Genomic DNA, 19823 nt, shown 5'->3' with positions numbered 1-19823 from the left:
TCGCTGCACTGCGAGCGGGTCAATCCCTACATCGAGCTGGAGGGCAGCCCGTTCTACCTGGTGCGCGAGCGGCAGCCGTGGGCCGCGCCCCGGGACGCCGAGGGCCGGGAACTGCCCCGCAGGGCCGGCGTCAGCTCCTTCGGCTTCGGCGGGGTCAACGCCCACGTCGTCCTCGAGGAGTACGTCCCGCCCGCCCCCGCACCCGGCACGCCGCCGGCCGGCGAGCCCGTGGCCGTCGTGCTGTCGGCGGCGGACCCGGACACCCTGCGCGCCCGCGCCCGCGACCTCGCCGCCTGGATCGACGCGGGCCGCGTCCGCGAGGACGACCTCACCGCGCTCGCCCAGACCCTGCAGACCGGGCGCGTCGCCATGGAGGAGCGCCTCGGCTTCGTCACCGACTCCCTCGCCGACGCCCGCGACCGCCTGCACGCCTTCCTGGACGGCGGCACGGCCCCCGGCGTCCACACCGGGCGCGCCGCCCGCCAGGAGGCGTGGAGCACCCTCACCGCGGACGAGGACGTGGCCCGCGCCGTCGACCGGTGGATCGCCCGCGGCAACCTCGCCCGCCTCGTCAAGCTGTGGACCGCCGGCTGCGACTTCGACTGGAACCGCCTGCACACCGGCCGGCCGGTGCGGCGCGTCCCGCTGCCCGCCTACCCGTTCCGGCTGCGGCGCTACTGGATCGCCGACCGGGCCGACGGCCGCCGCCCCGGGGCGGCGCCGCGGGCCGGCGCGGAGGAGCGGCTGCGGCACCTCGACGGACGGGAGCCTTACCTCGCCGACCACCGGGTCCTCGACGTGCCCACCCTGCCCGGCGCCGCCCACCTGGAGTTCGTCCGCGAGGCCCTCACCGCGTCGGTGCCCGGCGCCGCCCCCACCGGCGTGCGCCTGCGCGACGTGACCTGGCTGCGGCCGGTACGGGTGACCGGGCCGCGCACGCTGCGCATCACCCTCACCCCCGGCGCCGGGGGCACGGACGACCACGCCGTGCGCACCTTCGAGGTGCGCGCCGACGACGCGCCCGACGTGCACGCCCGGGGCACCGCGCAGCTCGACCCGGCGCTGCGCGACGCGCCCGCCGAGACCCACGACATCGACGCCCTGCGGTCCGGCTGCCCCCGGCGCCGCGACGCCGACGAGTGCTACGCCCTGTTCACCCGCATGGGCCTGGACTACGGCCCCGCCCTGCGCGCCGTCCGGGCGCTGTACCACGGGCCCGACGGCGCGCTGGCCCGGCTGCGGCTGCCCGCCGGGGCCGCCGGCCTGACCACCGACCCGAGCATGCTCGACGGCGCCCTGCAGGCCACGCTCGGCGTGCTGCTGGAGGAGCAGGACGCCGAGCCCGCCGCCGGCTCGGCCGCTGTTCCCTTCACCGTGCGCGAGGTCCGGCTGCTGCGGCCCACACCGGCCGAGGGCTGGGCGGTGGTGCGCCGCGCCGCCGACGACCGGGGGGAGGGGCGTCCGCGCCGCCTCGACGTCGACCTGTGCGACGACCGGGGCACCGTCTGCGTGCGCCTGCTCGGCTTCGGCACCCGCGCGATCCGGACCCCGCAGCCCACCGGCCCGGCGCGGGCCGTGCCGGACCCGGCCACGGCACCCGCGGCGGACCCGGCCGCCGCCCTGCTGGCCCGCGTCGACTGGGTCGACCCGCAGGACCGCGCCGGCACCGGCCGGGACCCCCGCGGCGGCACGCCCGGGCACGTCGTCCTGTGCGAACTCCCCGGCGCCGACGCCCCGGAACTCGCCCGCGCCCTCGGCGCCGAGTGCGAGGCCTGGCAGGCCGACGGCGACGTCGCGGCCCGCTACACCGCGTACGCCGGCCGGCTGCTCGCCCTGCTGCGCGAGGCGGTGCGCCGCCCCACCGGCGGACCCCGGCTCGTGCAGGTCGTCACCCCCGCGCACACCCCCTGGCTGGCCGGCCTGAACGGCATGCTGCGCACCGCCCGCGCCGAGCACCCCGGGCTGCTCACCCAGTGGATCGAAATCGAGGGACCGGCCACGCCGGACGACCTGGCGGCCGTCCTGCGCCGCGCGGCCGCCGACCCGGACGAGGACGCCGTACGCCACGCCGGCGGCCGCCTGCGGGTGCCCCGCTGGCGGGAGCTGACGGTGCCGGCCCCGGCGGCACCGTGGCGGGACGGCGGCGTCTACCTGCTGACGGGCGGCGCCGGGGGCCTGGGCGCTCTCCTCGCCAAGGACATCGCCCGGCGCGTCGGCGACCCCGTCCTGGTGCTGTGCGGGCGCAGCCCGGCCGGCGCCGCCCACGACCGGCTCCTCGGGGCACTGCGCGCCTCGGGCGCCCGCGCCGAGTACCGCGTCCTGGACGTCACCGACCGGGCCGCCGTCCTGACCGCCGTACAGGACATCGAGACCCGCTACGGGGCCCTGCACGGCGTCGTCCACGCGGCGGGCGTGCTGCGCGACGGCTTCCTCGCCGCCAAGAGCGCCGACGACCTGCGGGACGTCCTCGCCGTCAAGGCCGCCGGACTGGTCCACCTGGACGAGGCGACCGCCGGCTGCGACCTGGACTGCTTCGTCGCGTTCTCCTCGATGGCCGCCTTCGGCAACGCCGGCCAGGCCGACTACGCCGCCGCCAACGCCTTCCTCGACGCCTACGCCGCCCACCGCCAGGACCTCGTCGGCAGGGGCGAGCGCCGGGGCCGCACCCTCTCCGTCAACTGGCCGCTGTGGCAGGAGGGCGGCATGCGCGCCGGCGCCGGCACCCTGGCCGCCATGGAACGCGCCGGACTGCGCGCCCTGGACGCCGGCACCGGACTGGACGCCCTCCACCGGGCCTGGGCCGCCGCACTGCCCCAGGTGATCGTGGTCCACGGCGACCACGACCGCATCCGCGAGCGCTTCCTGCCCGGCGACACCCGGGCGCAGGCGCCGGCGGACACCGGCCGGCCGCCGGCGCCGTCCGCCGACCGCGTCACCGCGCTGCTGGCCGAGGTGCTCGAACTCGACCCGGCCGAGCTGAAGCCCGACGTGCCGCTGCGGCGCTACGGCTTCGACTCCATCTTCCAGGTCCAGTTCCTCGCCCGCGCGCAGCGGGACATCGACCCGGACCTCACGCTCGACACCCTCGCCGACAGCGAGACCCTCCAGGACCTCGTCACCGCGCTCGGCGGACCCGGCCGCGCGGACACGGCGCCGGCCGCCCCGGCGCCCCCGCCGTCCGGCGAACCCGCCCCCGACCCCGCGCAGGCCGCCGCCTCCGTGCTCGTCCGGATGAACGGCGTCACCACCGGCCGGCCGGTGTTCTGGATCCACGACGGCAACGGCGGCATCGGCGGCTACGCGCCCCTCGCGGCCCGCTGCCGGCGCCCCTTCTACGGCATCAGCCCCAGGGGCTGGACCGGCACGGAGGACATCCTCACCGGCCAGGAGGCCATGGCCCGGTACTACGTCGCGGCCATGCGCTCCGTCCAGCCGGAGGGCCCCTACGACGTCGGCGGCTTCTCCCTGGGCGGCCTGTTCGCCTACGAAGTCGTGCGCGAACTGCAGGCACAGGGCCAGGAGGTGTCCTCCTTCGTCATGCTGGACACCCTCGACGGCACCGCCACCAACCGCGCCAACGACCAGGTGCTCGGCGGCCGCACCGACCCCGACGCGCGCGCCAAGGTCAGCCTGTTCCGCGCCGTCAACCTGGTGCTCGGCGACAACCGCCTCACCGTCCCCGGCGACGCCTCGCCCGTCCTGCACCGCGACGAGGTCGACCCCGCCCTCGACGTGGACGCCTTCCTGGACTCCCTCGTCAAGGCCGCCCTGGACCGCGGCGTCGACCGCACCGAGAGCCAGCTGCGCACCCGGATCCGGCAGCTGGCGCGCTACTTCGACGCCGTGCAGGACGAGACGTACACCGTCCGGCCGCTGCCGCGCCCGGACCGGGTGCCCTGCCACTACGTGCGCAACAAGGGCGGCAAGTTCTTCGGCGCGTACGAGGAGTACATGGTGCTCTTCCCCGACCCCGGCCTGCCCACCGTCGACGGCACCGAGTACTGGCGCGAATGGGAGCGGCACATCGAGGACTTCACCGTCGTCGACGTCGACACCGTCACCCACTCCGACGTGCTGAGCGCCCCCCACGCCCTGGAGAAGATCCTGGACCTGTGCGACACCCTGTACCGGCCGCACGGGCCCGCCGACGACGCCGCCACCGCGCCCGCCCGGGCCGTGGACGCACCGGCGCCGGACCGCGCGGCCGGCGACCGGACGGCCGACCCGTCCGCGCGAGGAGGCCGCTGAGATGAAGGCACTGGTCTTCCCCGGACAGGGCGCCCAGTTCCGCGGCATGGGCCGCGACCTGTTCGACGCCTACCCCGAGGCGGCCGAGCAGGCGTCCGACATCCTCGGCTACGACCTGCCGCGCCTGTGCCTGCACGACCCGCACCGGGTCCTGAACGACACCGAGTACACCCAGCCCGCCCTGTTCGTCGTCGGCGCCCTCGCCCACCGCCGCTGGCGGGAGGAGAACGGCGACGCGGCCGGCTACCTCGCCGGGCACAGCCTGGGCGAGTACTGCGCCCTGCACGCCGCCGGCGCCTTCGACTTCGCGACCGGCGTGCGCCTGGTCCAGCGGCGCGGCGCGCTGATGGCACGGGCGCGCGGCGGCGGCATGGTCGCCGTCGTCGGCGTCGACGGCGACCGGCTCGCCGCTCTCCTCGCCGAGGGCGCCTTCACCACGCTCACCGTCGCCAACCACAACACCCCCACCCAGCACGTCGTCTCCGGCGACGCCGAGACGATCGGCGCGCTGGAGACCCACCTGGAGGACCGGAAGGTGCGGTGCGTGCGCCTGAAGGTCTCCGGCGCCTTCCACTCCCCGCTGATGCGGCCCGCGCAGGAGGAGTTCGCCGCGTTCCTGCGCGACTTCCGGCTCGACGACCCCCGCCTGCCGGTCATCGCCAACGCCACCGCACGCCCCTACCCGGCCGGCCGCACCGCGGACCTGCTCACCCGGCAGATCACCAGCCCCGTCCGGTGGACGGAGAGCGTGCACCACCTGCTCGACCTGGGCGTGAACGACTTCGTCGAACTGGGCGGCACCGTGGTCGGCCGCCTGGTCGACCAGATCCGCACCGCCCCGCGCCCCGCCCCCGCGGCGCCACCGCCGGCGCCCCGGGCGGACGAGGCCCCGCCCCGCCCCGCCGGCCCGCCCCCCGCCCCCCGGTCCGCCGACGCCGCCCCCGCCGCCACCGAGCTGGGCAGCGCCGTCTTCCGCCGCCGCCTCGGACTGCGCTACGCCTACGCCGCCGGCGGCATGTACCGGGGCATCGCCTCACCCCGCATGGTCATCGCGCTCGCCCGCCGCGGCATGCTCGGCATCCTCGGCACGGGCGGCACCCCGCACCAGGAGATCGAGGAGGGCCTGCGCACCATCCGCGCCGCCCTCGGCCCCGACCGGCCGTTCGGCGTCAACTTCCTCGCCCACCACGACGACCCGGCCGCCGAACGCGCCATGGCCGACCTGCTGCTGCGCCAGGACGTCCGGATCGTCGAGGCGTCCGCGTTCATCCGGATGACCCCGGCGCTCGTCCTGTACCGGGCCCGCGGCCTGCGGCGCGGCCCCGACGGCACGCCCGTGTGCGACCACCGCGTCGTCGCCAAGGTCTCCCGCCCCGAGGTCGCGCGGGCCTTCATGGCGCCCGCCCCCGACGCCGTGCTCGACCGCCTGGTGCGCGACGGCGACCTCGACGCCCACCGGGCCGAACTCGCCCGCCAGGTGCCGATGAGCCACGACATCACCGTCGAGGCCGACTCCGGCGGCCACACCGACGGCGGCATCTCCACCGTGATGATGCCCGCGATGCACCGGCTGCGGCAGGAGGCCCAGCACCGCCACGGCTACGCCGAACCCATCTGCCTCGGCCTCGCCGGCGGCCTGGGCACCCCGGAGGCCGTCGCCGCCGCGTTCATGCTCGGCGCCGACTACGTGCTGACCGGCTCGGTCAACCAGTGCACCGTCGAGGCCGGGACGAGCGACGCCGTCAAGGACATGCTCCAGGACATCGACATCCACGACACCGAGTACGCCCCGGCCGGCGACATGTTCGAGATGGGGGCCAAGGTGCAGGTGCTGCGCAAGGGCGTGTTCTTCCCGACCCGCGCCAACAAGCTGTTCTCGCTGTACTCGCACTACGACGGCCTCGACGAGCTGCCCGCCAGGACCCGTGACCTGCTGGAGCGCACCTACTTCCGCCGCACCCTGGACGAGGTGTGGGAGGACACCCGCGCCCACCTGCGGTCCCGGGGCCGGCACGACGACCTCGCCCGCGCCGAGGCCAACCCCAAGCTGCGCATGGCGCTGGTGTTCCGCTGGTACTTCGCGCACACCGCGCAGCTCGCCCTCAACGGGCGCGACGACCGCACCAACTACCAGGTGCACACCGGGCCGGCGCTCGGCTCGTTCAACCAGTGGGTCAAGGGCACGGACCTGGAACGGTGGCGCGAGCGCCACGTGGACGACATCGGCGTACGGCTCCTCGAAGGCGCCGCCGAACACATCGGCGCCATGTACCGCGGCTGGCACGGGCCCGCACCGGCCGCCCCACGGCCCGTGCCGCGCACCGAACCGGCGCCCACGGGCGCCGCGTAGCCGCAGGCCGGGGGCGGGCGCCGGGCCCGGCACCGCGTCCGGCCGTGGCGGACGGGGCGACGCGCGGTGCCGCACGGTGACGGTGGAGCGGCCGCAGGGAGGCGATGTACCGGTGGCATCCGTCCCTCGGCGCCCTCCGATCGTTCCCCGCGCGCACCCGGACCTCGCGGCCCCGCCCGCCCCGAGCCCCGGGCCACTCCTCCACCGGGCACATGCCCGGTGGAGGAGGAACGCCGCTCCAGTGCCGCATCGGGCAACGTTCGCCCCGTTGTGAGGCCCTGCCTGTCGACGGATTCGGCCGCTGGCGATAATCGACCGATGGCCATCATCGAACGCCCTATGCCGCCCCTGAACGCCGACGAGCGCACCACGCTCGAAAGCTGGCTCGACTTTCATCGCACCACCCTCGCCATGAAGTGCGAGGGCCTGGACGACGAGAAGGCCGCCGTCGCATCCGTGCCGCCGTCCGCCTTCACACTGACCGGCCTCGTCCAGCACATGGCGGAGGTGGAGCGGAACTGGTTCCGCCGAGTGCTCGCCGGAGAACAGGCCCCGCCCATCTACGACCCGCAGGCTGACCCCGATGGCCCCGACGGCGGCTTCGAGCTGGCCGAGGGCGCCACCCTGCGCGACGCTCTGGCCACCTGGCACGCGGAGATCGCCCGCGCCCGCGAGCACTGCGCCGACCGCGCTCTGACCGACACCGGCCGCTTCATGGAGCAGGACGTCAGCCTCCGCTGGATCTACGTCCACATGATCGAGGAGTACGCCCGCCACAACGGCCACGCCGACCTGCTCCGGGAACGCATCGACGGCACCACCGGCGTATAGCGCTTCCGGATCAGGCAGTGCTGGCCCGGTCGGCGACGGCGCGTAGGTGCCGGTCGTCGGCGATTGCGTAAAGGTGCTCGATATGGGCCTTCTTGGCCGCGCAGTCGGGGTCGCGGGAGGTCTTCCAGGTCTTCAGGCGTCGAAAGGAGACGCCCTCCTCGCGGAGCGAGATGCGCAGGCCCTCGTGGCTGATGTCGTCGACCACCCCCTCGGCGACCAGGGAGTCCGCCAGCTCGGTCGGGCTCCAGGCGGAGAACGGCAGGTCGTGCTCGGGCGGCTTGGACTTCGCGATCTTCCTGGTCTCGCGGCGCTCGGGTAGCGTGAAAGCCCTGGCCCGGCCGCCCTTGTACTTCGGGTACAGCGAGTCGAAGCCGTCGACCTCGAAGTCGTGGATCACGTCCCGGACCCGGTCGGCGCTGGTGAACGACACCTCAGCGATCTTCGCCACCGGCATGCCCTGTGCGGACAGCGGCACCATCTGGGCCCGCCGCCAGGTCACCACCGATCCGGTGCCCCTGCGGATGATCCGCAGCAGTCGTCGGCCCTCGGCATCGTCGATTCCACGCACACGTACTCGTTCTGCCACCCACCCAGAATGACGGTCGCGCGTCGCTCGGAACGGGACCGAGCGGCGCGTCACATCACGACGGGCAGGACCTCACGACGGGGCGAACGTTGCCTGATGCGGCACTAGCGGTCGACGGCCCGCATCCCCGCCTCGTCGTACCGCTCGCCCGCCGCCTCGGGCAGTTCGGCGTCGATGCGGGCCAGGTCGTCCGCGGTCAGCGTGATGTCGACCGCGGCGGCGTTCTGTTCCAGGTAGGTGCGGCGCTTGGTGCCGGGGATGGGCACCAGGTCCTCGCCCCGGGCCAGCACCCAGGCGATGGCCAGTTGGGCGGGGGTCACGTCCTTCTCGGCGGCGATCTCCTTCACCTTCGCCGCCAGCCGGAGGTTCGCCTCCAGGTTGGCGTCCTGGAAGCGCGGGTTCTCGCGGCGCCAGTCGTTCGCGTCCAGCTCGTCCGGCGTGGTGAACCGCCCGGCGAGGAAGCCGCGGCCGAGCGGCGAGTACGGCACGAAGCCGATGCCCAGCTCCCGGCAGGCGGGCAGCACCTCGGCCTCCACGTCCCGCGACCACAGCGAGTACTCGCTCTGCACCGCGGTGACCGGGTGCACGGCGTGGGCGCGCCGGATGGTCCGCGCGCTCGCCTCGCTCAGGCCGATGTGCCGCACCTTGCCCTCGGCGACCAGCTCGCCCAGCGCGCCGGCCGTCTCCTCGACGGGGACGTCCGGGTCGACCCGGTGCTGGTAGTACAGGTCGATGTGGTCGGTCCCCAGACGTTCCAGGGAGCCGTGGACCGAGCTGCGGACGTGTTCGGCCGAACCGTCCGGCGGGCCGACCGTGCTGATGTCGCCGGGCACGGCGTGGTCCATCCGGTAGTTGAACTTCGTGGCGATCACGTACTCGTCGCGGTGCCCCCGGATCGCCTCGCCGACGAGCGACTCGTTGGTGAGCGGCCCGTACATCTGCGCGGTGTCGAGGAAGTTCACCCCGAGGTCCAGGGCGCGCCGGATGGTCGCGATCGCCTCCTGCCGGTCGGCGGATCCGTAGAAGGCGGACATGCCCATGCATCCCAGGCCGATGGCCGACACCCGAAGGTCCCGCAGACTGCGCTTCCGCATACCGTGTCCCCGCCTTTCCCTGCGCACTCGTTCGTCGCCCGGACGGCACGAAGCCCTTCCTCCATTCAGCGACGGATCCCCCCGCCCGGCATCTCGTGGGAGGCGCCGGGCGGCACGGACTGCGCACGCGCGACGTCCGCGGCGCTCCGCCGCAGGGCCGCCCGCGCGGTCCGCGCAGCGGACGGAGCGGCAGCACGCCCTCACGTAACCTCGTCCCGTGCCAGCCTCCCGCCTGCATCGCGTCGCCGTCCTCGTGCTCGAGGGCGCGAAGCCGCTCGATGTCGGAATCCCCGCGCAGGTCTTCACGACCCGCGCGAGCATGCCGTACGAGGTACGGGTGTGCGGGGCGACCCCCGGGCTCGTGACCGGCGGCGACGGCCTCGCGTACCACGTCGCCCACGGCCTGGACGCGCTGGCGTGGGCCGACATCGTCTTCGTCCCCGGCTACCGGTTCCCGGACCGCGACGACCCGCCGCGGGCCGTCGTCGACGCACTGATCGCCGCCCACGACCGGGGCGCGCGGCTCGCCGCCATCTCCACGGGCGCCTTCGCGCTCGCCGCCACCGGCCTGCTCGACGGAAGGCGCGCCACGACGCACTGGCACTACACGCGGGCACTCGTGGCCAGGCATCCGCTCGTCCGGGTCGACGAGAACGTGCTGTTCGTCGACGAGGGCAGCGTGCTCACCTCAGCCGGCGCCGCCTCCGGCATCGACCTGTGCCTGCACATCCTGCGCGGCGACCTCGGAGTGGCCGCGTCCAACCACGCGGCCCGGCGTCTGGTCGCGGCCCCCTACCGCAGCGGCGGCCAGGCCCAGTACGTGCCGCGCAGCGTCCCCGAGCCGCTCGGCGAGCGGTTCGCCGCCACCCGCGAGTGGGCGCTGCACCGGCTCGGCGAGCCCCTCACCCTCGACATACTGGCGCGGCGGGCGGGGGTCTCGCCGCGCACGTTCTCCCGGCGCTTCGTCGAGGAGACCGGCTACACGCCGATGCAGTGGGTGATGCGCGCCCGCGTCGACCTGGCCCGCGAACTGCTCGAGCGCTCGCAGCGCAGCGTCGAGCAGATCGCCGCCGACGTCGGGCTCGGCACCGGCGCGAACCTGCGCCTGCACTTCCAGCGCATCCTCGGCACCACACCGAGCGAGTACCGCCGCACCTTCACCCGGGGCGAGTGATCCGCCGCCCCCTCGTGGCGAGATCCTTTTGAACCGTGGCGACCTCGCCACTGTCAGCGGCACCGGCCGCGGGCGAGCCTGGGGGCGAAGGGAAGGGACCTCACTCATGACTCGCATCGCCATCAACGGATTCGGCCGCATCGGACGCAATGTGCTGCGCGCGCTGCTGGAGCGCGACAGCGCCCTCGAGATCGTCGCCGTCAACGACCTGACGGAGCCCGCCGCTCTCGCCCGGCTGCTCGCCTACGACAGCACGGCCGGCCGGCTCGGACGGCCGGTGACCGTCGACGGGGACGCCCTCGTCGTCGACGGCCGCCGGATCACGGTGCTGGCCGAGCGCGAACCGGCGCGGCTGCCGTGGGCCGAACTCGGCGTCGACATCGTCCTGGAGGCCACCGGCCGCTTCACCTCGGCCGAGGCCGCCCGCGCCCACCTCGACGCGGGAGCGAGGAAGGTGCTCGTCAGCGCGCCGTCGGACGGCGCCGACGTCACGCTCGCGTTCGGGGTCAACACCGACGCCTACGACCCGGCCGTGCACACCATCGTCTCGAACGCCTCCTGCACCACCAACGCCCTCGCGCCGCTGGCCGCGGTCCTCGACGAACTCGCCGGTATCGAGCACGGGTTCATGACGACCGTGCACGCCTACACGCAGGAGCAGAACCTGCAGGACGGCCCGCACCGCGACCCCCGTCGCGCCCGGGCCGCCGGCGTCAACATCGTGCCGACCACGACCGGCGCCGCCAAGGCGATCGGGCTGGTGCTGCCGAACCTCGACGGCAAGCTGTCGGGCGACTCGATCCGCGTACCGGTGCCGGTGGGCTCGATCGTCGAACTCAACACGACCGTCGCCCGCGACGTGACGCGCGACGACGTGCTGGCGGCGTACCGCGCCGCGGCGCAGGGGCCGCTCGCCGGCGTCCTCGAATACTCGGAGGACCCGCTCGTGTCGTCCGACATCACGGGCAATCCCGCCTCGTCGATCTTCGACTCGGCCCTCACCCGCGTCGACGGCCGCCACGTCAAGGTGGTCGCCTGGTACGACAACGAGTGGGGCTTCTCGAACCGTGTGATCGACACGCTCGAGCTCCTCGCCACCCGCTGACGGACGCCAGGGAACACCCCGCCTCCGCCGCTCCCCGCGGGCGCTCCGGCCGACCGGCCGGAGCGCCCGGTCGCGGAAGCGGGTCCGCCGATCCGCGCAGGAAGGGCGCGAGGCGGCCGGCGGCTCGCCACCGCCCCCGGTCCCGCCGAACTCCCACCCGGCCGGACGCGACGGGGGACGACGGCCCGATCCCGCCCTGCCCGACGGCGGGCGCGCCCTGCCGGCACGGCCGTCCCCGTCCGGCGGCCCTCCCGGCCGGTCCGCTTCCGGTTTCCCGCCGTCTCCCGGCGCCCGGGCCGTGCCCCCCCGCAGGCACGAACCCGTCCGGCGGGCTCGTCCGGCCGGGTGACGCCGGTGTCCGCCGGATGCCGGAGTGCTCCGTGTGAGCGGAGGAGCGACGGGGCACCCCATCCTGCATGCGCATCGTGATCACCGGGGCGACCGGGAACATCGGGTCCGTCGTCGTGCAACGCCTGCGTGCCGAGGGCACGCACGACCTCGTGGGCCTGGCCCGGCGGCTGCCCGAGGGCCCCGACGGCCGTGGTGCCGACTGGCGCTCGGTGGACCTCAGCACCGACGCCTGCCACGACACGCTCGTCGAGGCGTTCACCGGCGCGGACGCGGTCGTCCACCTGGCGTGGGGCTTCCAGCCGTCCCACGATCTCGCCTACCTCGCCGAGCTCGGCGTCGGCGGCACCCGCCGCGTGCTCCGGGCCGTCGCCGGGACCGGTGTCCCGCACCTGGTCCACATGTCCTCGGTCGGCGCCTACTCCCCGAAGAAGGACGACCGTCCGGTCGACGAGTCCTGGCCCACCGGGGGCGTGCGCAGCTCCCGCTACAGCCGGCACAAGGCGGCGGCCGAGCGCCTCCTCGACCGGTACGAGGCCTCCGGCGCCGGCACGCTCGTCACCCGCCTCCGGCCGGGGATCGTCGGACAGCGCGCCGCCGGCAGCGCCCTCCTCAGGTACGGCGTGCCCGCCCTGGTGCCGTCCAAGGCGCTCGACCTGCTGCCGATCCTGCCGATGGACCGGCGGCTGACCATTCCGATGGTCCACACCGCCGACGTCGCCGAGGCGATCGTCGCGGTGCTCCACCGGCGCGCGGGCGGTCCGTTCAACCTCGCCGCCGACCCGCCCGTGACCGCGGCGGTCCTCGCGGACGCGCTCGGCGCCAGACTGGTGCACGTGCCCTCCGCGGTGGTCCGCGCCGCCATGTCGGCCGCCTGGCACGCGCATCTGCAACCGGTCGACACCGGGTGGCTCGACATGGGCTTCGCGCTCCCGACGCTGGACACGACCCGCGCCCGCACGGAACTCGACTGGACCCCGGCCAAGGACGGGCCGCAGGTGATCGCCGAGGTGATCGAGGGCATGAGACAGGCCGCGTCCGGCCGGACACCCGCGCTGCGCCCCCGCACCGTCCTCGGCGCGCTCGGCGACGCGGCCCGTCGCGGACCGGTCGCCGTGCGGCGGCGCCCGTGACCGCCGGCGCGGCCCCGGCGCGACCCGGGCCGCCGCCCCTGCACGCGCTGCTCGCCGCCGCCCACGGCGGGCCCGCCCTGGCGGTCGGCGCCGTCACGGGCCTGCTCGCGCTCCGCAGCGACCTGCGCCCGCTCGACGCCGCCGTCGTCACCGCGGCGGTGCTCACCGGCCAGCTCACCATCGGCTGGGCCAACGACCTGCGCGACCTGCCCCGCGACCGCGCCGTCGGTCGCACCGACAAACCACTGGTCACCGGAGCCCTCCCGGTCGGCTGGGCGGTGCGCGCCCTGGTCGTGTCCGCGCTCGCCTGCCTCGTGCTGTCCGCGCTCGTCGGCTGGCGCGGCGCGCTGGTCAACGTCGTCCTCGGCGCCGGCGCGGGCCACGCCTACAACCTGGGGCTCAAGGCGACCCGGTGGTCGTGGGTGCCGTACGCCAGTGCCTTCGGGACACTGCCCTCGGTCGTCACCCTCGCCGGTCCCGCCCCCGCCTGGGCGCCCCTGTGGGCGACCGGCGCCGGCGCCGCGCTCGGCGTCGGGGCACACCTGCTCAATGCGCTGCCCGACCTCGCCGACGACGCGCGCACCGGCGTCCGAGGCCTGCCGCACCGGATCGGCGGGCGCCCCTCGCGCGTCCTGGCCGTCGTGCTGCTGTCCGCCGCCTCGCTGCTGGCCGTGCTCGGTCCCGCGGGACCCCCTCCGGCATGGACGTGGGCGGTCCTCGCACTGGTGGCGGTCCTCGTGGTGCTCACGTCGGCCGCCCGCGGCCGTGCCCCCTTCCGGGCCGCGGTGGCCATCGCCCTGCTGGACGTCGTGCTGCTCGTGGCGGCCGGCTGATGGCGCCGGCCCCCGCCCGCTGGGACCTCGCGGTGGTCGGCGCCGGACCGGCCGGCGCCGCCACCGCCCTGGGCGCGTTGCACGCCGACCCGGGCCTGCGCGTCGTCCTCCTGGACCGGGCGGACTTCCCGCGGGACAAGGCCTGCGGCGACGGGGTGGGCCCGCACGTCCTCGACCTCCTCGCCGAGGTCGGCGTCACCGGTCTCGTCGACGACCGGGTCCCGGTCGACCGCCTCCGCCTCGGCCGCGGCGGTCTGGTCGCCGAGCGGCGGACGGCCCGCCCGGCGTGGGTGGTGCCGCGCCGGATCCTCGACGCCCGGCTGGTCGACGCGGCCGTCGCCGCCGGCGCCCGGCTCCTGCGGCACCGCGTCCGCGAGCTGCGGCAGCACGCCGACGCGGTGGTCCTGGACGGGGAGGTGTCCGCCGCGGTCGTGGTCGGCGCCGACGGCGCCCACTCGGTCGTCCGGCGCGCGCTCGGCCGGCCCCGCGGCCCGGTGGCCCTGGCGCTGCGCGGCTACGCCCCGGTCGCACCCGGGCGGCGCGGCGCGCAGATCATCGAGTTCGGCACCCGGAACCAGCCGTCGTACGCCTGGTCCTTCGACCGCGGTGACGGCCTCGCGAACGTCGGGTACGGCGAGTTCCTCCACCCGGACCGCCCGGCGCCCACCCGAGCCCACCTGCTCGAACGCCTCGAGGCGCTGCTGCCCGGCGCCACCGGGGGAGGGCGGCACTGGATCGGGCACCACCTGCCGCTCTCGACGGCGCGCCGGCGCCTTCCGGCCGGCCGCGTGCTGCTCGCGGGCGACGCCGCCTGCCTGGTGAACCCGCTGACCGGGGAGGGCATCCACTGCGCCGTGGCCACCGGCATCGCGGCCGGCCGTGCCACCGCCGCGGCCCTGCGCGAGGGGCGGCCCGACCGGGCGGGGGAGCGGTACGCCCGCGCCACCCGCCGGAGCCTGCCGCCCCACCTGCGCCACACCGCCCTGGCCGCCCGGCTCGCCCGCAGCCCGCGCCTCGTCGAGGCCGGGCTGCGGGCATCGGCCGCCGACCAGCGCGTCTTCGACGACCTCGTCGAACTCGGTCTCGCCTGGGGCCGACTCACCCCCACCGTCGCGCTCGGCCTCGGCCGGGCGCTCCTCACCCCCGCCCGTCCGACCGGCCGACCTCAGGAGCCAGCATGACCACGCGCATCCTCAGCGTCCGAGGCGTCCTTCCCGAACACCGCCACCGACAGCAGGAGATCACCGAGTCCTTCACCACCACGCTGGTCGGGGGCACGGTCGACCGAGGCGTCGTCGAGCGGTTCCACCGCAACGCGTGCGTCGAGACCCGGCACAGCGTGCTCCCGCTGGAGGAGTACGCCCGGCTCGGGGACTTCGGCCGGTCGAACGACGTCTTCATCCGGGCCGGCGTCGAGCTCGGCGGGCGCGCGGTCGTCGACGCCCTCAAGGACGCCGGCCTCACACCGGCCGACGTCGACTACATCGTGTCGTGCACGGTGACCGGACTGGCCGTCCCCACGCTCGAGGCCCGCGTCGCGGAGCGGATCGGACTCCGCCCCGACGTGGTGCGCCTGCCCCTCGTCGGCCTCGGCTGCGTCGCCGGCGCGGCCGGCGTCGCACGCCTGCACGATCTGCTGCGCGGCCGCCCGGACGGGGTCGCGGTGCTGATGTCGGTCGAGCTGTGCTCGCTCACGCTCCAGCGCGAGGACACCTCGGCCGCCCACCTCGTGGCGAGCGGCCTGTTCGGGGACGGCGCCGCGGCGGTGGTCGCCGTCGGGCCCGGGCATCCGCTCGCGCGGTCCGACGACCCCGCCCACCCCCAGGTGCTCGCCTCGCGCAGCCGCCTCTACCCCGACTCGGAACGCACGATGGGCTGGGACATCGGCTCCGGCGGGTTCAGGATCGTGCTCGACTCCTCGGTCCCCGACCTGGTGCGCCGGTACGTCGGCGACGACGTGCGCGGCTTCCTCGCCGACCACGGACTGACCGGCGACGACCTCGGCTGGTACGTCGCGCACCCCGGCGGCCCCAAGGTCATCGAGGCGCTGCAGGACGCCCTCGGAGTCGGGCGGGACGCCCTGGGCGTCACCTGGGACTCGCTGCGGCGGGTCGGCAACCTGTCGTCCTCCTCGGTGCTGCACGTCCTGGCGGACACGCTCGCCGACCGTCCGCCCCGGCCCGGCTCCCACGGGCTCATGCTCGCCATGGGCCCGGGGTTCTGCTCCGAGCTCGTGCTGCTGCGCGCCCCGGGGGAGGAGGGATGACCGGCCAGGTCCTGTTCACCGTCCTGGTCCTGGCCGTCGGTCTGGAACGGGTCGCCGAGCTGGTCGTGTCCCGCCGCAACGCCGCCTGGAGCCTCGCGCGGGGCGGCGTGGAGTCCGGGCGGGGACACTACCCGTTCATGGTGGCGCTGCACACGGGTCTGCTGGCCGGCGCGCTCGTGGAGGTGTGGGTGCGCCGGCCGGACGCCGCACCGGTCCTCGCCTGGACCATGCTCGCCCTCGTCGCGGCCGCGCAGGCGCTGCGCTGGTGGTGCATCGCCACCCTGGGCCGGCAGTGGAACACCCGGGTGATCGTCGTGCCCGGCGCTCCGCGCGTGACCGGCGGCCCCTACCGCCGCCTCCCGCACCCGAACTACGTCGCCGTCGTCGTCGAGGGGCTCGCGCTCCCGCTGGTGCACTCGGCCTGGATCACGGCGGCCGTCTTCACCGTGCTGAACGGGTTCCTGCTCGCCACCCGCATCCGCGCCGAGGACGCCGCCCTGGCGCGGCTGGCCTGAGGAGGCGCGCATGGACCTGCTCGTCGTGGGCGGGGGACCCGCGGGTCTGGCCACGGCCCTGCACGCGGCCCGGGCGGGGCTGGAGGTGACCGTCTGGGAGCAGCGCGCCGGCACCGTCGACAAGGCGTGCGGCGAAGGGCTGATGCCGGGCGCCGTCGCCGCCCTGGCGGCGCTCGGCGTCCATCCGCCGGGGCACGAGCTGCGGGGCGTCCGGTACGTCGCCGGGCCGCGCCGGGCCGACGCCGACTTCCGGGCGGGCCCGGGCCGCGGGGTGCGCCGCACCGCGCTGCACGCGGCGCTGCGCGAGGTGGTGCTCGCCGCGGGCGTGCGGGTCGAGCAGCGCACGGTGCGCCGTGTCGGGCAGGACGGGACCGGTGTGGTGGTCGACGGCATCCGGGCCGGCCACCTCGTCGCCGCCGACGGCCTGCACTCGCCGATCCGCCGGGCCCTGGGGCTGCACCGGTCGCGTCGGGCCCGCCGACGGCACGGGCTGCGGCGCCACTACGCGCTCACCCCGTGGAGCGACCGCGTCGAGGTGCACTGGGCCCGTGACGCGGAGGCCTATGTGACCCCGGTGGCCGACGGTCTCGTGGGCGTCGCGATGCTCACCGCCGGCCGCGGAACGTACGACGACCACCTCGCCGCCTTCCCCGAGCTGCGGGAGCGGCTGGCCGGAGCCGGGACCGCCGGACCGGTGCGCGGGGCGGGCCCGCTCCGCCAGGGCGCGAGCGCGCGCACCGCCGGCCGGGTGCTGCTCGTCGGCGACGCGGCCGGCTACGTGGACGCGCTGACCGGCGAGGGCATCGCGCTGGCCCTCGCACAGGCGTCGGCGGCGGTGCGGGCGGTCGTCAGCGGCGACCTGGCGGCCTACGAACGGGAGTGGCGGCGACTCACCCGGCGCTACCGCTGGCTGACCCATGCGCTGCTCGCCGCGACCAGGGTGCCCCCCGTCCGCGCGGCGCTGGTGCCCGCGGCACAGCGGCTGCCGCGGCTGTTCTCCGCGACCGTCGACGCGCTGGCGCGTCCGGCGGGGACGTGATCCGGCGGGCCGGAGCAGCGGAACAGCCCTTCACCGGCCGCTGAGCGCCGTGGCCGACCGCTTCGGCGCCCAGCGGGCGAGGGGCATCCGTTCAGTCGAGGACCGCGGTGGCCTCGATCTCGACCAGGTGGTCGGGGACGTCCAGCGCCGCCACGCCTATCAGCGTGGCCGGCGGGGCCGAGGCGGTCCCCAGCCGTGCGGTTGCCCGGGAGATCCCCTCCAGGAGCGAGGGCATCTTGTCGGGGGTCCAGTCGACGACGTAGAAGGTCAGTCTGGCCACGTCGTCGAAGGAGCCGCCGACCTCGGTCAGGGCGGTGCCGACGTTGAGGTAGCACTGCTCGACCTGGGCGGCGAGATCGCCTTCGCCGATCGTGGTCCCCGCGGCGTCCCACGCGACCTGCCCGGCGATGAGGACGAGCCTCGATCCCGACGCGATCGACACCTGCCGGTAGACACCGATCTCGGGCAATCCGCCGGGGTTCACCAGGGTGATGGCCATGCTGTCCGCCTCCTCGTCCTGGGCGCCTGCGGGGCCGTGCCGGCCCGGCGAAGACGCCGCGGTCTCTTGTGGTTACCCGGGAACCGTAGGAGAGTGAGCGCTGACGTGGAAGAACGCACTTTTCAGTAACTGGGGAACCGTACAGTGACCAAGCAGTTCACGGACTCGTCCGACGCGGATCTGGCGCGTGCGGACTCCTTGGCGCGGGAGATCTTCTCGGACGTCGCCAACAAGTGGGCGTTCCTGATCGTCGAGGCCCTCGGCGACCGCACCCTGCGCTTCAGCGAGCTGCGGAACCGGATCGAGGGCATCAGCCACAAGATGCTCACCCAGAACCTGCGCATGCTGGAGCGCAACGGCCTGGTCGAGCGCACCGTGCACCCCACCGTCCCGCCACGGGTCGAGTACACCCTCACCGAGCCGGGCCGGGCCCTGCGAGCGACGGTCGACGGGATGTGCGGCTGGACCCACCGGTACCTCGGTCACATCGAGGCCGCCCGCCGTCGCTTCGACGCCTGACCCCGCGGCCGTCCGCGCGTCCCCGCGCCCGCCGCGTGCTCACGCGCGGTGTGCGCGGGCACGCGGCGGCGCACGGCTGCAGGTCGAACCCGTGGGGCGGCGGGCCGGGGGGCGGCCCGGCCCGGGCCTGTGCCATGAGGGGCGGGTCAGGCCTCGTCGCCCTCGTCGTCGCCTTCGAAGAAGTCGCCGACCTCGTCGACGACCTCGGCGGCGACGAACCCGCCGGCCACGCCGACGGCGAGCCCGGCCGCGCCCGCGGCGATGGCGGTGCCCATGCCGGGCCCGGAACGGTGGCCGCCGTGGTGGCCGTCGGAGTGGTACGCGTCCGCGTGTCCGTAGGGGGCGGGGGCGCTGTGGTGACCGTGGCTGGCGACCAGCTGGCGGATCCAGGCGTCGACGACGCTGCTCCAGTCGCGCTGGGCGGCGCCGTCGTGGCTGACGACGTGCCGGTTGACGACGTCGTGGCCGGAGGAGAAGAACCCGCCGGGCTTGTCGGCCTCCAGGACGACTTCCATGCCGCCGGGGTTGGCCAGGAAGGTGACCTCCAGCTCCCGCATGGCGTGCGCGTACTGGGGCGCGGGGACGAGTTCGATCTCCTGGTAGAACGGCAGCTGCTGGCCGGTGCCGCGGATGTGCCCGTACTCCAGATCGGCCGACTTGAAGCCGAAGCCGAGCCGGCCGAGGGCTTCGAGGACCGCCTCCTGCACGGGCAGCGGGGCGACCGCCAGCGGATCGAGGTCCCCCTTGTCCTTCGCGCCGGCCACCGCCAGCTCCGTGCGCACCCCGAGCACGATGCCCAGTGCCTGCCCGTACAGCTCCGTGACCGGCGTCTCCCAGGGCAGCGCCACCGTGAACGGCACGCTGCGCCGCTCGCCCTCCGCCAGGCGGAAGCCGCCGGCGACGGTGAACCGGCCGAAGGTCGCCACGCCCTCGGCCTCGCCGCCGTCGTGCTCGGCCTCCACCCGGGCCACCAGCTCCAGGGTGACGTGTTCGACGTCGAAGTCGGCGCTGCCGCCCTGGAGGTGCACCCGGCCCGTCAGGCTGCCGCCGGGCAGTACGGTGCCCGGGTCGAGGACCGTGTCCACGGTGGGGCCGCCCACACCGAGCGCGCCGAGCAACTTCTTGAACACCATCGCGGCGTTCACTCCTTCATGTGTGAGATCTGCGGAGCGTGGGGGGGGGGGGGCGCCCCCCCCCGCGGCCCCCCCCCCCCCCCCCCCCCCCGCGGGGGGGGCGGGGCCCCGGCGCCCCCCCCGCCCGCCCCGCCCCCCCCCCCCCCATCA

The 19823-nt window shown here is 75.6% G+C and carries 15 protein-coding genes and 1 pseudogene; 12 read left to right on the top strand and 4 right to left on the bottom strand.

The features are described from left to right. From ACIBAI_RS22290 to ACIBAI_RS22280, 3 genes are all read left to right on the top strand, one after another. Positions 1-4248, top strand: a 4248-nt coding sequence (locus ACIBAI_RS22290) for an SDR family NAD(P)-dependent oxidoreductase (RefSeq protein WP_399036698.1), incomplete at its 5' end; no start/stop codon positions are given. Between the two features lies 1 nt (position 4249). Then, complete coding sequence (fabD, locus tag ACIBAI_RS22285) at positions 4250-6598, top strand: ACP S-malonyltransferase (protein WP_399036696.1); 2349 nt, start codon at positions 4250-4252, stop codon at positions 6596-6598. A gap of 318 nt (positions 6599-6916) precedes the next feature. Continuing rightward, a complete protein-coding gene (locus ACIBAI_RS22280; RefSeq protein ID WP_344608374.1) occupies positions 6917-7429 on the top strand; it encodes a DinB family protein in 513 nt (170 codons plus the stop codon). A gap of 55 nt (positions 7430-7484) precedes the next feature. On the opposite strand, the pseudogene ACIBAI_RS22275 reads toward ACIBAI_RS22280, so the two are convergent. Then, a pseudogene (locus ACIBAI_RS22275) lies at positions 7485-8015 on the bottom strand (helix-turn-helix domain-containing protein); the annotation flags it as partial. A gap of 104 nt (positions 8016-8119) precedes the next feature. Further along, on the bottom strand, positions 8120-9109 hold the full coding sequence (locus ACIBAI_RS22270; RefSeq protein WP_399036694.1) for an aldo/keto reductase: 990 nt from the start codon (positions 9107-9109) through the stop codon (positions 8120-8122). A gap of 217 nt (positions 9110-9326) precedes the next feature. Here ACIBAI_RS22270 and ACIBAI_RS22265 point away from each other — a divergent pair, with 217 nt between their 5' ends. The 8 genes from ACIBAI_RS22265 to ACIBAI_RS22230 all read left to right on the top strand — a co-directional run bounded on the left by ACIBAI_RS22265 (position 9327) and on the right by ACIBAI_RS22230 (position 17522). Beyond that, positions 9327-10283 carry a GlxA family transcriptional regulator gene (locus ACIBAI_RS22265; protein ID WP_399036692.1) on the top strand — a complete coding sequence of 319 codons (957 nt, stop codon included), beginning with the start codon at positions 9327-9329 and terminating at the stop codon, positions 10281-10283. A gap of 106 nt (positions 10284-10389) precedes the next feature. Next, positions 10390-11388 carry a type I glyceraldehyde-3-phosphate dehydrogenase gene (gene gap / locus ACIBAI_RS22260; protein WP_399036690.1) on the top strand — a complete coding sequence of 333 codons (999 nt, stop codon included), beginning with the start codon at positions 10390-10392 and terminating at the stop codon, positions 11386-11388. 416 nt (positions 11389-11804) lie between these two features. Then, on the top strand, positions 11805-12869 hold the full coding sequence (locus ACIBAI_RS22255; protein ID WP_399036689.1) for an NAD-dependent epimerase/dehydratase family protein: 1065 nt from the start codon (positions 11805-11807) through the stop codon (positions 12867-12869). After that, positions 12866-13702, top strand: a complete 837-nt coding sequence (locus ACIBAI_RS22250) for a UbiA family prenyltransferase (protein ID WP_399036687.1) — start codon at positions 12866-12868, stop codon at positions 13700-13702. The genes ACIBAI_RS22255 and ACIBAI_RS22250 overlap by 4 nt, the downstream gene beginning before the upstream one ends. After that, entirely contained in the window at positions 13702-14883 is a 1182-nt protein-coding gene (locus ACIBAI_RS22245) for an NAD(P)/FAD-dependent oxidoreductase (RefSeq protein WP_399036685.1), read from the top strand. Before ACIBAI_RS22250 ends, ACIBAI_RS22245 begins: the two co-directional genes overlap by 1 nt. Then, entirely contained in the window at positions 14880-15968 is a 1089-nt protein-coding gene (locus ACIBAI_RS22240; protein WP_399036683.1) for a type III polyketide synthase, read from the top strand. The genes ACIBAI_RS22245 and ACIBAI_RS22240 overlap by 4 nt, the downstream gene beginning before the upstream one ends. Next, complete coding sequence (locus ACIBAI_RS22235) at positions 15965-16483, top strand: isoprenylcysteine carboxylmethyltransferase family protein (RefSeq protein WP_344608358.1); 519 nt, start codon at positions 15965-15967, stop codon at positions 16481-16483. The genes ACIBAI_RS22240 and ACIBAI_RS22235 overlap by 4 nt, the downstream gene beginning before the upstream one ends. A gap of 10 nt (positions 16484-16493) precedes the next feature. After that, on the top strand, positions 16494-17522 hold the full coding sequence (locus tag ACIBAI_RS22230) for an NAD(P)/FAD-dependent oxidoreductase (protein ID WP_399036681.1): 1029 nt from the start codon (positions 16494-16496) through the stop codon (positions 17520-17522). 91 nt (positions 17523-17613) lie between these two features. Here the strand turns inward: ACIBAI_RS22230 and ACIBAI_RS22225 are convergent, their stop codons facing one another. Then, positions 17614-18021 carry a RidA family protein gene (locus tag ACIBAI_RS22225; protein WP_399036679.1) on the bottom strand — a complete coding sequence of 136 codons (408 nt, stop codon included), beginning with the start codon at positions 18019-18021 and terminating at the stop codon, positions 17614-17616. Positions 18022-18165: 144 nt separating this feature from the next. On the opposite strand from ACIBAI_RS22225, the gene ACIBAI_RS22220 reads away from it, so the two are divergent. Further along, positions 18166-18540 carry a winged helix-turn-helix transcriptional regulator gene (locus tag ACIBAI_RS22220; RefSeq protein WP_399036677.1) on the top strand — a complete coding sequence of 125 codons (375 nt, stop codon included), beginning with the start codon at positions 18166-18168 and terminating at the stop codon, positions 18538-18540. Positions 18541-18686: 146 nt separating this feature from the next. On the opposite strand, the gene ACIBAI_RS22215 is transcribed toward ACIBAI_RS22220, so the two are convergent. Continuing rightward, complete coding sequence (locus tag ACIBAI_RS22215) at positions 18687-19673, bottom strand: sporulation protein (RefSeq protein ID WP_399036675.1); 987 nt, start codon at positions 19671-19673, stop codon at positions 18687-18689. Positions 19674-19823: the final 150 nt, after the last annotated feature.

The organism is Streptomyces sp. NPDC051041, from assembly GCF_044456065.1.
Lineage (GTDB): Bacteria > Actinomycetota > Actinomycetes > Streptomycetales > Streptomycetaceae > Streptomyces > Streptomyces glaucus.
This window is presented reverse-complemented; position numbering and strand designations above follow the sequence as displayed.

Coding starts and splice junctions, on each gene's coding strand:
- fabD (WP_399036696.1), top strand. CDS start 4,250: ATGAAGGCACTGGTCTTCCCCGGACAGGGCGCCCAGTTCCGCGGCATG.
- ACIBAI_RS22280 (WP_344608374.1), top strand. CDS start 6,917: ATGGCCATCATCGAACGCCCTATGCCGCCCCTGAACGCCGACGAGCGC.
- ACIBAI_RS22270 (WP_399036694.1), bottom strand. CDS start 9,109: ATGCGGAAGCGCAGTCTGCGGGACCTTCGGGTGTCGGCCATCGGCCTG.
- gap (WP_399036690.1), top strand. CDS start 10,390: ATGACTCGCATCGCCATCAACGGATTCGGCCGCATCGGACGCAATGTG.
- ACIBAI_RS22255 (WP_399036689.1), top strand. CDS start 11,805: ATGCGCATCGTGATCACCGGGGCGACCGGGAACATCGGGTCCGTCGTC.
- ACIBAI_RS22245 (WP_399036685.1), top strand. CDS start 13,702: ATGGCGCCGGCCCCCGCCCGCTGGGACCTCGCGGTGGTCGGCGCCGGA.
- ACIBAI_RS22240 (WP_399036683.1), top strand. CDS start 14,880: ATGACCACGCGCATCCTCAGCGTCCGAGGCGTCCTTCCCGAACACCGC.
- ACIBAI_RS22235 (WP_344608358.1), top strand. CDS start 15,965: ATGACCGGCCAGGTCCTGTTCACCGTCCTGGTCCTGGCCGTCGGTCTG.
- ACIBAI_RS22230 (WP_399036681.1), top strand. CDS start 16,494: ATGGACCTGCTCGTCGTGGGCGGGGGACCCGCGGGTCTGGCCACGGCC.
- ACIBAI_RS22225 (WP_399036679.1), bottom strand. CDS start 18,021: ATGGCCATCACCCTGGTGAACCCCGGCGGATTGCCCGAGATCGGTGTC.
- ACIBAI_RS22215 (WP_399036675.1), bottom strand. CDS start 19,673: ATGGTGTTCAAGAAGTTGCTCGGCGCGCTCGGTGTGGGCGGCCCCACC.